Source organism: Vampirovibrio sp. (assembly GCF_041737375.1).
Lineage (GTDB): Bacteria > Cyanobacteriota > Vampirovibrionia > Vampirovibrionales > Vampirovibrionaceae > Vampirovibrio.
Genome location: NZ_JBGSRV010000019.1, coordinates 46,618 through 57,380 on the forward strand (window position 1 = coordinate 46,618; position 10,763 = coordinate 57,380).

Sequence of the window (10,763 nt, forward strand, 5' to 3'; positions counted from 1 at the left end):
GTTCGACAGGAAGTCATCGTTTCATTGCCAGCTCTGCTGGGCAAATTTAAATGGTGCCATTTGGCAGATAAATGCTGCCCTGGATCTCCTGAAAACGGTCGTTTTTCGGAGGGCTTTAGCAAAGGCTAAGATTTGCTTTTATAAAGCTGACTTTCTCTCTTAAAACTGTCTCTTGAAACAAAATCTCTTAAAAGGTAAGATTGAGATGAGTTTTCGGAGGCTTTCTTTTCATGTTAGTGGGCTATGCTCGTGTTTCAACTCAAGAACAAGATCCGGCATTACAGTTAGATGCCCTGCAAGCCGCCGGTTGCGAGCGAATTTTTCACGAAAAAGCATCCGGTGCCCAAAGGGATCGACCCCAGTTGGCTGAAACCATTGCCTTTATGCGGGCTGGTGATACGTTGGTTGTATGGAAGCTGGATCGGCTAGCCCGCTCTTTAAAACAGTTGATTGAAACGGTGGAAGCCTTGCATGAGCGTAAGATTGGGTTACTATCCGTTACCGAAGCGATTGATACCACAACTTCCGGCGGGAAGCTGATTTTCCATATCTTTGCGGCCCTGGCGGAATTTGAGCGAGCGATTATTCGAGAGCGCACGGCTTCCGGCTTAGAAGCAGCTCGCAAGCGAGGTCGGTTTGGGGGGCGGCCAGCCTCGTTAAACAGTGATGACCTAGCAGCGGCCAAAGCCATGCTAAAAGATCCTGATATTACCGTTGAGCAAGTGGCTAAACGGCTTTCCGTAGCACCTTCAACCCTTTATCGACATTTGCCAGGAGGTAGAGGTGGTATAGATTAGTTCAGCTAGGAGAATCTTATGGAAACCCCAGATAATGAAAGTCTTCAGCATACCATCACGGAAGTCATTGCTGAAGCGCGAATTTTTCAAGGATCGAATGACGCCTACCCAATTACCATGGCGGTTATTGAGCATTTGATTGGCCGTGTGGAAGAGTCCTTTGAGAGGCAGCAATTCCAGACGGTCATAGATAGTCTGCGAAACATCAAAGAAGTAATGGCTGGGCCGGAGCCGAGAGAGCGGGTCAGTGGCCAAGTGCAGATTGTCGCCGCCGCAACCTGGGAAGAAGCCAAAGAACTATGCCCTTGGGCTTGTCGCTTTCAGCCTGCTGGGAAACAGGCTCATCAGAAGGGGAAATGGATCTGTTTTGAAACCGATGATGACGCCGATTTTTATAGTGGTCTTTAATAAATCATATGATAAACCGTTTAATAGCTGCAATTGATAGTGGAAAGCCAGAACTTACAAAAGAACATATTGTAGAATGTGTTATTCATCTTAATTCTGAATTGAATTGTTTTTGGCGTAAATCTCAAGGCTGGGCACCAATTGAAGCCGCAAATTTATTGTCTAGCGCCCGTTTGGACAGGCAATTGAGTATGTCTTATAATTTGAGGCTGTTTCTTAACACTGTATCAGAGCCTATTGAAAGCGAAGGAAGGTTAATTCTTGCTTATGTGGCTCTGAGAAGCCTTGTTGAAAGTACGTTAAAGCTTTATTTGACAGTTTGGCATAGCGATTATATTAATTGTAACGATGCGCCAAGGGCAAGAGATGGAAGGGTGAAAAATATTTCGGACGAGCTTGGCTTAGAAGATCTGAAAGTATACCTAAATAAAAAAGGGCTATTGCAGACAACGCCTTTTCAACACGCCCATGGTTATCCTCCAATAAGTAATTTTCTTGCTTGGTTGACCAGAGTTCAACAACGAGGGAATGGCATTCATCCTTTTAAGCATAGAGAAATGGGAACTTTTGAGGACTATTATGAAGATACTGCTCGATACCTTGAATTTTTAGCGTTCATCATTGCAAATATTCCATACCCTGATGATGAAATCCATAGACCTCGTGCCTTCTATAAACCGTATAGAAGCTTTTAATTTAAAAGAACGAGCAAAATACTTAAGCAGGTCTGTGTTTGCAAAATTTTAAATGTCACCTGTTACGTTGACAGTGTGCTATTGTAACCGATATAGTGAACAGTATGCAAAAAACATTTGGCCCATACATTCGACAAGTGAGACTTCAGCGGGGGAATACGTTGAGGGGCTTTGCCAGAGCGGTTCAACTCTCCCCTAATTTTGTTTCCAGCATGGAACGAGGTCTGGTACCGCCCCCAAGCGAGCCAACCATCCAGCGAATTGCCGAGCTGTTAGCGGAAAATCCCGATGAACTGCTGGCGATGGCCGGAAAAATTTCCCCCGATTTGGTGGAGATTATTCTGCAAAAACCGAGGGAAACGGCGACCCTGCTGCGCCGCTTAAACCATGCCCCAGCGCACAGGCGAAAAGCGGTCATTTATACCAAAGCGGCTGATGATCCTTTGGAGTTTTACCCGCTGGAGGACATCAGCCGGGAAAACCATACGGCGGTGATTGGGGAAAGCGGCTCTGGGAAATCTTTCTTGACCCGTTATTTAATTCAGGCATTTTTTCAACAGGCCAGCATTCGGGTTTATGACAGTGATGCGGCCCCATCTGATTGGCCGGAGCTGGAAGTGCTGGGCCGCAAAGGAGACTATTCAGCCATTGCTCAAAATATGCAAGCGGATCTGGAAGAATTGCAGCATCGGACGTCATTGCATGGCGATGGTCAGGATGTTGGCCAGGAAATTGTCCGGGTCATTGAAGAGTACCCCAGTACCGCCGCCGAGCTGGCGGAAATCCTATTAGCGGACGTCCCCGCTGATATTGGCGTCAGTTGGCTTCGGAAATTGTTGCGGCGGGGCCGGAAGTACCGGATGAAAGTCTTTGCAGTAGCTCAGGAATTTGAAGTCAACGCCTGGAAAATATCTGGAGAAGGCGGCTTGCGTCGAGCATTCACTGTTTTGTATCTAGGAGCGACCGCTTATAAAGCGCTTTCCCAGGTGAAGGATGCGAAATACCGAGAGCAGCTTCAAGTGTATCTGGATAAGGTGAAATACCCCTGCCTAGTGGACGTCAAGAGCCGATTCTATCCGGTAGAAATTCCAGACTTAACCAAGAAATAGAAAAGGCTCTTAAAGCAATGGTGCGATTATGCGAAGCAGAGCGAACAGCCTAAAGGAAGGAGGCAACCATGCAACGACGAAGACGCTCATCCCGGCGAGATAATGTAATTTCCTTCAAACGGATTGATAGAACCCCCTGGCAAGAAAAGATGCTGAGCTTTATGGCTGCTTTGCCCCGTCGGCTGATGTCATTTGTCCTGCTAATCGTTGCCATGACGGGGATGAGTCTGTTCAGTCTGGCTTATCGGCTTCTAAAATGGGTGCTACGTTTTTGTTTTGGGTTAGCAGGTGGTGGCGCAATACTCATCCTTGCGTTTTATGGACTCATCTACGCGGTTTCACCCGGCAAACTGAAGCCGGATGATTGGGCTGCCCTTTGGAATGGAGAAAGCGTCATGACGGTTATTTTTATGGGCGGGCTGGCTTTGTATGTGGCCATTCTATTTCTTGAAACATGGCTCATCCGGCTTGCTCAGCCGCCCTTACAACGTTTTTGGCAATGGGGTTTCCGGTAAGTCTAGGGCCAAATGTAGCTTTTAAAAACGATGCCCAAGGCAAAGAAAATCACGGCTATAAGAGCCTGTGGGAGGATCGTTGCAAGGCTAATCGAGGCTTTGCTATGGCCTTCCGCTTTTTTCTCAAACTCGCGAAGTCTGGCGCTCAGGGTTTGATCCAGTTTTTGACAAAGCGCATTCCCGGCTTCCTGAAATGTGCCGTTCATGGCGCTAATCACCTGATTGGCTTGCTCGCTAACCAGTTCAAACCCTGTATTAATGCGCTCGGCACTGCCTTCATTCAACAGGTTTTTTTGCTGTTCCAAGGCAACCTGAATTTGTTCCATGTGATTGGCCAGCAATAGTTCATTGAGGGTAAGCACCGCAAAGATGGGATCATTGGGTTTCAGGCTGACTTGGTGCCGTTTTTGAATCTCTTCAACCAAGGCTTGCGTATTCACCAGCTTCCTCCTAGACCGCCACGGCGTCCATTTGTTCAAACAGGGCGCGTTTGACCATCAGTAAGCGTTGTTTGGCCATGAGTTCAAAGATGGGGTTTTCTTTCACTTCTTCAAAAGTGGCTCGGTGGGTCAGCATCATTTCCACATCCTGGCCAAAGGTAGAAGAAGTTTGGCGGGGAATGCGAATCAGCCCGTTGATGCGGCTCTTGTGCTTGGTATAGACCTTCATTTCTTCAAAGGACTTGCCCTCTTCACTGATAATGGGGCCAAAGTATTCATTGAGCCAGACAATCAGATTGGCGCTTTCCGGTAAATGTTCAGCCAACTTGCTAAAGCCGGTTAAGGTATCCCGAAGTCCTTGAGAACCCGTAATCAGGGTATGGATATAGACCTCTTTGCCTTTATCAGTCAGCATATTGATGACATCGTTTTCCACAATGTAGCTGGAGAGTGGTAAAAAGGAAGCGGCCCCATTATCAATCACAAAGTGGCTGTCTTCCTCCACCAGTTGTTTCATCATCTGGTCAAACTGGCGAGCGTTCAGTTCGTTGCCGTCCATCAGCTCCAGGCGTTTGACGTTGAATGCTTTATAGCCAGAAAACGTGGCATTCACGGGATCGGTGTCCAGGCAAATGACCTCGCGGTCATGTTCTTGGTGGTATTGGGCCAGTAAGGAGGCCACATAGGTTTTCCCGACGCCGCCTTTGCCTTGTAATACAAAATGCACCTTTTTCATCTCTTTTGCTCCTATATGCTCTTATTTAAAACAATTCGCTGTCCGATAACGGGGTCGCATCATTCAAATGCTTTTTATGGCTAGGGGTGGATGAAGCCTGCTTATAGACAGGAACTTCCATACTGGATGAATCCATGCCGCTTTTTACGGGTTTTTTAGGGCTTTCCCCTTTAATGAATTTTTGAACGTAGCGGTGAAACTGCATGTATTGAATATTCAAACGGTCTTTATGGCGGTCATAAACGGCTTGCAATGGCCAGCCCGCTTCCACTTCATTACGAATACTTTCCAGGTTGGCCAAAAAACTGACCCGGCCTTCCCCTTTATAATGCCTGGCTGATGCTGTGCTATTTTCCCCTGGTGTTTTATCCATGCAGCCCTCTAACGCTGAAAACCAACTCTCTTAATCCAATAGGTGAGAATAAGATAACAAACCAGCATGAAAGAGTAAATAGGGGAGTGAACGAGGGCGAATGAGGAAAATATGGAAAATATAAGAGCAAATCAGAGCAAAAACGATGAAAATGGCTGCTTTTCTCGCAAGCTCCCCTTTGCTATCATCGAATCACGTCCATTCACGCAAATACGAATGGCAGGACAGGTATTGTTGGCCAACAAGCAAAGCTTGTCACCCAACAATACAGGGGGACTTATTCGGCTAACGCCTCAACGTCCGTCCTGCTCTGCGAGGCTGGCTTGGCTACCGCCAAGAGAGTATCAATTCAGGGTTAAAGAGGGCCATGATGGAAGTAAATCGGGAAGTCCGAGATCGAAATCGACCTTTGCGGGTCGTGGTTTCAGTAGGGGAACGCGCTCAGATTGAAGCAATGGCCAAAGAATGCCGGATGTCGGTGTCGGCTTATCTACGGAATGTAGGACTTGGCTTTCAGCCCAATAGCCGTTTTGACCGGGAGGCCATCCGCAATCTAGTTTCCCTTCATGCAGATCAAGGTCGCCTGGGCGGCTTGTTGAAGCTATGGCTGGCTGAGCGGAAAGGCGAAGGGGCCAACGCCCGCGAGATACGTTCTGTTCTACAGCAAATCGAAAGCCTGCAAATGGAGTTAGCCAGAATTGTGATGACTGAAAAAAAGCGACTATGATTTCCAAGCGCATTGACCGGGGCAAAAAAACATCAGACTTTGACCGTCTGGGCCGCTATGTGCTGGAAGCCAAAACCGATGCTGCGGCCATACTCTGGACGCGCACGGCAGAGTATGTGGTGGATCTCAAAGACGATTCCAGTGGAGAAAAAGTGCTGTGGTATCGTCTCACCAATTGCCAGGCGGATGTACCAGCAATGGCCATTGCGGAAGTATTGGCCACGCAGGCTGAGAACAGTCGCTCTCAAGCGGATAAGACCTATCATTGTGTGGTATCTTTCCCAGAAGGCGAAGTGCCCACCCGTGCGCAGCTAGAAGATATTGAAAATGCCTTGTGCCAATCGCTGGGCTTTCAGGCGCATCAGCGGATTAGCGCGGTTCATCAAGACACGGATAATATTCATCTGCACTTGGCCATTAACAAGGTGCATCCGGTCACTTTTAATGTTCACGAGCCTTACCGGGATTACTATATCCGCGATAAAGTCTGCCGGGCGATGGAGCAAAAGCATGGCCTGAGTCTGGATAACGGGATGAACCAGGGACAACGCCAAGGTAAAGCCGCCGATATGGAAGCCTTATCGGGACGGCAATCTTTAGTGGGCTGGATTGAATCGAATGCCAAAGGGGATTTGTTAGAGGCGGTGGGCAAGGCTCATCAATGGGAAGCAGTGCATGCGGCGATGGCGGAATATGGCCTGGTGATTAAACCCAGGGGAGCGGGCTTGGTTATTGCCCTGCAAGATGGTTCACAAGCCGTCAAAGCCAGTGCCGTGGACAAAATGCTCAGTTTTGGCGCTTTGACGCAACGCTTGGGAGCCTATCAGCCGCCCCAAGCCGCTACAGAAAAAGTGGAAAGGGTAGACGCCCGCAAACAATACAGCGCCATGCCCAAACAGCCGGATGCGAAGGCCACTCAACTTTATGCCGCTTTTCAGGCCGCCAGGCAAAACGCCTTGGCCGCAAGGCAAACGTTACGAGAGCAGCAACGCCAAGAGCGTTTAGCGTATGGGGATACCTTGAAGCAATGGCATCAAGGGGAACGGCTAAAAATCAAGGCGTCTTTTGGGCGTGGCAGGCAAAAATGCACCGCATACCAGCAATTGAGCCAAGACCGGAAACAAGCTTGGGCGAGTTACCAACAAAAGGCGGCGGACGAGAAAAAATCTTTGCAAACCCAGCAGCCTTTACTCACTTGGGAGCAATACCTCATTCAGAGCGCAGAAGCGGGAAACACCAAAGCCCTGGAACTCTTGCGAAACCGCAAGATCCGTCAGGAAAAAGCAGCGGAAGCCGTGTTGAGCGCGGATCGTTTAGATACGGCCCGTTCTATTGTCTATGCTGATTTAAAGCCGCTTATCAAGCGAAATGGGCATATTTTGTATCGGGTGCAGGATGGTGGCCAAGTCACGGATGAGCAAAACCGGGTGCGGGTGGATATGCAAACGGCGGGTTCCGTCTTCTTGGCGCTTACTTTGGCATCTGAGCGATTTACTGGCCAAGGATTAACGGTGAGTGGGAGTGATGAATTTAAGCACCAGGTTGTCCACTTGGCTGTGCGCTATGGCCTAGAGATTCAATTTAAAGATGCAGGTCTGGAGCAGGAGCGACAACGCCAAGTACAGGCGAAAGTGGACAGCCAAGCCATCGCTGCTTTACCCGCCCCCTTGCAAGCCTATCTGGATGCTCGGAACCAATTGCGCGCCAAGGTGACGGACATTCTGAACCATCGGGTTTGGCAGCCGCAGGATGCGACCGGAGAGGGCATTTACCAGGGCCGCCGCACGTTAAGTGATGGCTCATCGGTGATGCTGATCGAGAAATCCGCAGAAATACTGGTAAAACCACTCAATTCGGAGCAAGTAGCCTCCGGTTTGAAAGTGGGAACCCGCTTACAACTGGAAGGGTGGTCGCATCAAGCGCAGCCAGGGAAAGGAGTGAAACGAGAAGGATGGCAGCGATGAAAACAGCAAAAGGCAAAGCGGCAACCCGCAGGCAGGCTCAGCAGGATTGGATGGTGATGGGCGGCATTGTGCTGGCCGCCAGCATTGGGGCTACCCAATTTGTGGCCGAGCGGTTTCATTATCATCCGGCGCTGGGTGCGCCCTGGTTGGATCATCTGTATGCCCCTTGGAGCTGGTTGGTCTGGCAAACCCAATTTGAGGTGCGGGGGCCGCAGACCTTCGCCCTGGTGCGGATTGCTTTCATCCTGATCTTGGGGGGCATGGTGTATGCCTACCTTACCATTCTCAGCATGCGCCAGCGCTCGCTCAAGGCCCATACCGATACGCACGGCACCGCGCATTTTGCCTCTCAAGAAGAAATTGAAGAGTCTGGGCTTTTGACTTTGCCGGGAGAAAAGGGCGCCGGGGTTTATGTGGGGGGCTGGATGGATTCAAACGGCAAATTGCATTATCTGCGCCATGATGGCCCCGAGCATATTGCGGCCATTGCTCCCACTCGTTCCGGGAAAGGGGTCGGCTTGGTGGTGCCCACGCTGCTGACTTGGCCCCATTCGGCGTTAATCCACGATATGAAAGGGGAATTGTGGAATTTAACGGCGGGATACCGTAAAGCACAGTTGGGTGGCGTGGTTTTGAAATTTGATCCCGCTGCGGCTGAGGGCAGTTGCGCTTTTAATCCCTTGCAAGCCATTCGCCGGGCCGGGGACAATGAGGTGGGAGATGTCCAAAATCTGGTCAGTATTATCGTTGATCCCGATGGAAAGGGGTTAAATGATCACTGGATGAAAACGGCGCATGCCTTTATTACCGGCCTTATTCTATATTTGCTGCATACCAAAGCCGGACAAGCCAACCTGTTTGATGTGGCCTTATCGCTGTCTGATCCTCAGCACCCGGTGGATCGCTTGTATGAGGCCATGTTGGCCAATACACATCCCAATCCGAAAACCCGCATGGTGATTGCCGCTGCGGCCAGAGACATGACCAACCGGCCTGAAGCCGAGCGAGGTTCTGTTTTATCGACCGCCATGAGTTTTCTAGCCCTGTACCGTGATCCCCTGGTGGCCAGGAATATCAGCCATAGCGATTTTGCCATTCAGGATCTGATGAATCACGTACATCCAGTATCTCTGTATCTGGTGGTGCGCCCAGCCGATAAAGACCGCCTGAAGCCTTTGATGCGCTTATTACTCAATCAGATTGTGCGGTTGTTGACCGGTGGCAATTTAGAATTCAAGAACGGTTTGCCCGACCCTCAATACCAGCACCGCTTGCTTTTGATGCTGGATGAGTTCCCGTCCTTTGGCAAATTAGAGGTGTTTCAGGAATCGTTGGCCTTTATCGCAGGCTATGGCTTGAAAGCCTATCTCATTATGCAGGATATTGCCCAACTACAAGCGGCTTATGGCCCTAATGAGAGCATTATATCCAATTGCCATATTCGGATTGCCTATGCGCCCAATAACTATAAAACGGCGGAGTGGTTATCGAACATGTTGGGGCAAATAACGGTCAGCCGTAAGGAAACCACGGTGTCCGGCAAACGCTTGGGTGGGTTGCTCAAAAACGTTAGTGAATCCATGCATACCAGCGCCCGCCCCTTGATGACCCCGGATGAGGTCATGCGGCTGCCTGGCCCTAAAAAAAATAAGAAAACGGGTCAAATTGAGCGGGCAGGAGAAATGCTGATTTTTACGGGCGGAGGAACGCCCATTCGGGGAACGCAAATTCTTTATTTCCGCGACCCGTGGTTTCAGAAGGCGTCTCAGATTCAGCCGCCCACTGGCACCGATACCCTTCAAGCCCGCATTCCCTGGGTCAATGCAGTTAAAGTCGAGTTGAGTGAACCGCAGGAAGCCACTGAAGCGCAACCGGAACCGGAATCAAATGATCCAGAGCGAGCCGAGCAACAACAAAGCATTCCAGTAACGGTTCAAACCCTATGACAACCCTATTTGGTGTCTTAAAGTGGGTGGGAGTTACTAGCCTGTGCCTGTATGCCTTGCTTTGGGGCTTGATTGCGTGCGGATACCGGATTGTCACCACGCATTCTGTCCCAATGGGGCTATGGAAAACGGAAGCCCTGACAAGGCCGTTGCAAAGAGGGGATATTGCCTGGTGGTGTCCGCCGGATACGGCGGTTTCCAGACTAGCCAAGCATCGGGGCTATTACCCTGAAGGGGACTGCCCCGGCGGGTATCCCCATGTTATGAAGCCCGTGGCGGCCTTGCCAGGAGATAGGGTGGTCATTGACCGCGAAGGCATCAAAGTGAATGGCCAGCGACTTGCCAATAGCGAAAGCCGGGAACGGGACTTGAGAGGTCATGCGCTTGAGGCCATTCGGTCAGGCGCGTATCAGGTAGCGCCAGGCTCTCTTTGGTTGATCTCATCTTTTACCGCTGAGAGCTTTGATAGCCGTTACTTTGGGCCTGTTTCAATGAAGCAGGTTCACGGATTGGCACACCCAGTGTGGGTGGATATGAGCATTTAGCTAAAGTTGTTGAGTTTAGATTTGGGCTACTTTATGATAACGATGTGTAAAGACAAGAGGGATAGGGTTTGAACAAGCTATCAATCAAACAGTTCCGAGTACAAAACTACCGAAATATTGATGATAGTGGATGGATTTCTCTTGAAAAGGTAACAGCATTTGTCGGACGAAATGAATCCGGCAAGACAACCTTGCTTAAAGCCCTGCATAAGTTTAACCCGTCTAGTGCAGAGCCTTATAACCCGCAACGAGAGTTTCCACGTGATCGATATACCCGCGAATTTAAAAATGGCGGAGACTGGCCGGTTTGCTCAGTTCAATTTGAGTTCTCAAATGAATTTAAGCAAGAGTTGACAGGAAAACTAAACCTAGAGCCAATACGGTAACTTTGGGTTAGAATTTCAGGGTTTGGAAGAGGATAGCGTATGCCTTGGAGACCCTTGAGTGACGAGCAATGGGAACTGATTGAGCCAGTCATTCCAAAACAAAGAACTGGCCGCCCCCGGAG

At 49.6% G+C, this 10,763-nt stretch carries 13 protein-coding genes; 10 read left to right on the forward strand and 3 right to left on the reverse strand.

All coding sequences use genetic code 11. The features are described 5' to 3' along the window. Positions 1–230 precede the first annotated feature (230 nt). The 5 genes from ACEW81_RS12940 to ACEW81_RS12960 all read left to right on the forward strand — a co-directional run bounded on the left by ACEW81_RS12940 (position 231) and on the right by ACEW81_RS12960 (position 3,524). Positions 231–797 carry a recombinase family protein gene (locus ACEW81_RS12940; protein WP_373533414.1) on the forward strand — a complete coding sequence of 189 codons (567 nt, stop codon included), beginning with the start codon at positions 231–233 and terminating at the stop codon, positions 795–797. A gap of 18 nt (positions 798–815) precedes the next feature. After that, a complete protein-coding gene (locus ACEW81_RS12945) occupies positions 816–1,205 on the forward strand; it encodes a hypothetical protein (protein ID WP_373533415.1) in 390 nt (129 codons plus the stop codon). An 8-nt stretch (positions 1,206–1,213) separates the two neighbouring features. Further along, positions 1,214–1,900 carry a hypothetical protein gene (locus tag ACEW81_RS12950; protein ID WP_373533416.1) on the forward strand — a complete coding sequence of 229 codons (687 nt, stop codon included), beginning with the start codon at positions 1,214–1,216 and terminating at the stop codon, positions 1,898–1,900. A 104-nt stretch (positions 1,901–2,004) separates the two neighbouring features. Then, positions 2,005–3,009, forward strand: a complete 1,005-nt coding sequence (locus ACEW81_RS12955) for a helix-turn-helix domain-containing protein (protein WP_373533417.1) — start codon at positions 2,005–2,007, stop codon at positions 3,007–3,009. Between the two features lie 161 nt (positions 3,010–3,170). Beyond that, the gene (locus ACEW81_RS12960) at positions 3,171–3,524 is read left to right on the forward strand and encodes a hypothetical protein (protein WP_373533418.1); all 354 of its coding nucleotides are present in this window, start codon (positions 3,171–3,173) and stop codon (positions 3,522–3,524) included. 2 nt (positions 3,525–3,526) lie between these two features. On the opposite strand, the gene ACEW81_RS12965 is transcribed toward ACEW81_RS12960, so the two are convergent. The 3 genes from ACEW81_RS12965 to ACEW81_RS12975 are packed head-to-tail and all read right to left on the reverse strand — an operon-like array spanning position 3,527 to position 5,073. Continuing rightward, entirely contained in the window at positions 3,527–3,964 is a 438-nt protein-coding gene (locus ACEW81_RS12965) for a hypothetical protein (protein ID WP_373533419.1), read from the reverse strand. Between the two features lie 10 nt (positions 3,965–3,974). Then, complete coding sequence (locus tag ACEW81_RS12970; protein WP_373533420.1) at positions 3,975–4,700, reverse strand: nucleotide-binding protein; 726 nt, start codon at positions 4,698–4,700, stop codon at positions 3,975–3,977. Between the two features lie 25 nt (positions 4,701–4,725). After that, complete coding sequence (locus tag ACEW81_RS12975) at positions 4,726–5,073, reverse strand: TraK family protein (protein WP_373533421.1); 348 nt, start codon at positions 5,071–5,073, stop codon at positions 4,726–4,728. A gap of 367 nt (positions 5,074–5,440) precedes the next feature. On the opposite strand from ACEW81_RS12975, the gene ACEW81_RS12980 reads away from it, so the two are divergent. The 5 genes from ACEW81_RS12980 to ACEW81_RS13000 all read left to right on the forward strand — a co-directional run bounded on the left by ACEW81_RS12980 (position 5,441) and on the right by ACEW81_RS13000 (position 10,641). Then, the gene (locus ACEW81_RS12980; RefSeq protein WP_373533422.1) at positions 5,441–5,800 is read left to right on the forward strand and encodes a plasmid mobilization protein; all 360 of its coding nucleotides are present in this window, start codon (positions 5,441–5,443) and stop codon (positions 5,798–5,800) included. After that, a complete protein-coding gene (traI, locus tag ACEW81_RS12985) occupies positions 5,797–7,764 on the forward strand; it encodes a TraI/MobA(P) family conjugative relaxase (protein ID WP_373533423.1) in 1,968 nt (655 codons plus the stop codon). The genes ACEW81_RS12980 and traI overlap by 4 nt, the downstream gene beginning before the upstream one ends. Next, positions 7,761–9,710, forward strand: a complete 1,950-nt coding sequence (locus ACEW81_RS12990; protein WP_373533424.1) for a type IV secretory system conjugative DNA transfer family protein — start codon at positions 7,761–7,763, stop codon at positions 9,708–9,710. Before traI ends, ACEW81_RS12990 begins: the two co-directional genes overlap by 4 nt. Continuing rightward, on the forward strand, positions 9,707–10,255 hold the full coding sequence (gene traF, locus ACEW81_RS12995) for a conjugative transfer signal peptidase TraF (protein WP_373533425.1): 549 nt from the start codon (positions 9,707–9,709) through the stop codon (positions 10,253–10,255). The genes ACEW81_RS12990 and traF overlap by 4 nt, the downstream gene beginning before the upstream one ends. A 68-nt stretch (positions 10,256–10,323) precedes the next feature. Beyond that, positions 10,324–10,641: an AAA family ATPase gene (locus ACEW81_RS13000; protein WP_373533426.1), complete on the forward strand. Its 318-nt coding sequence runs from the start codon at positions 10,324–10,326 to the stop codon at positions 10,639–10,641. The last annotated feature ends 122 nt before the right edge of the window (positions 10,642–10,763 follow it).

Excerpts from the sequence above, each read along its gene's own strand:
- ACEW81_RS12940 (WP_373533414.1), top strand. The coding sequence starts at position 231 with ATGTTAGTGGGCTATGCTCGTGTTTCAACTCAAGAACAAGATCCGGCA.
- ACEW81_RS12945 (WP_373533415.1), top strand. The coding sequence starts at position 816 with ATGGAAACCCCAGATAATGAAAGTCTTCAGCATACCATCACGGAAGTC.
- ACEW81_RS12950 (WP_373533416.1), top strand. The coding sequence starts at position 1,214 with ATGATAAACCGTTTAATAGCTGCAATTGATAGTGGAAAGCCAGAACTT.
- ACEW81_RS12955 (WP_373533417.1), top strand. The coding sequence starts at position 2,005 with ATGCAAAAAACATTTGGCCCATACATTCGACAAGTGAGACTTCAGCGG.
- ACEW81_RS12960 (WP_373533418.1), top strand. The coding sequence starts at position 3,171 with ATGGCTGCTTTGCCCCGTCGGCTGATGTCATTTGTCCTGCTAATCGTT.
- ACEW81_RS12970 (WP_373533420.1), bottom strand. The coding sequence starts at position 4,700 with ATGAAAAAGGTGCATTTTGTATTACAAGGCAAAGGCGGCGTCGGGAAA.
- ACEW81_RS12975 (WP_373533421.1), bottom strand. The coding sequence starts at position 5,073 with ATGGATAAAACACCAGGGGAAAATAGCACAGCATCAGCCAGGCATTAT.
- ACEW81_RS12980 (WP_373533422.1), top strand. The coding sequence starts at position 5,441 with ATGATGGAAGTAAATCGGGAAGTCCGAGATCGAAATCGACCTTTGCGG.
- traI (WP_373533423.1), top strand. The coding sequence starts at position 5,797 with ATGATTTCCAAGCGCATTGACCGGGGCAAAAAAACATCAGACTTTGAC.
- ACEW81_RS12990 (WP_373533424.1), top strand. The coding sequence starts at position 7,761 with ATGAAAACAGCAAAAGGCAAAGCGGCAACCCGCAGGCAGGCTCAGCAG.
- traF (WP_373533425.1), top strand. The coding sequence starts at position 9,707 with ATGACAACCCTATTTGGTGTCTTAAAGTGGGTGGGAGTTACTAGCCTG.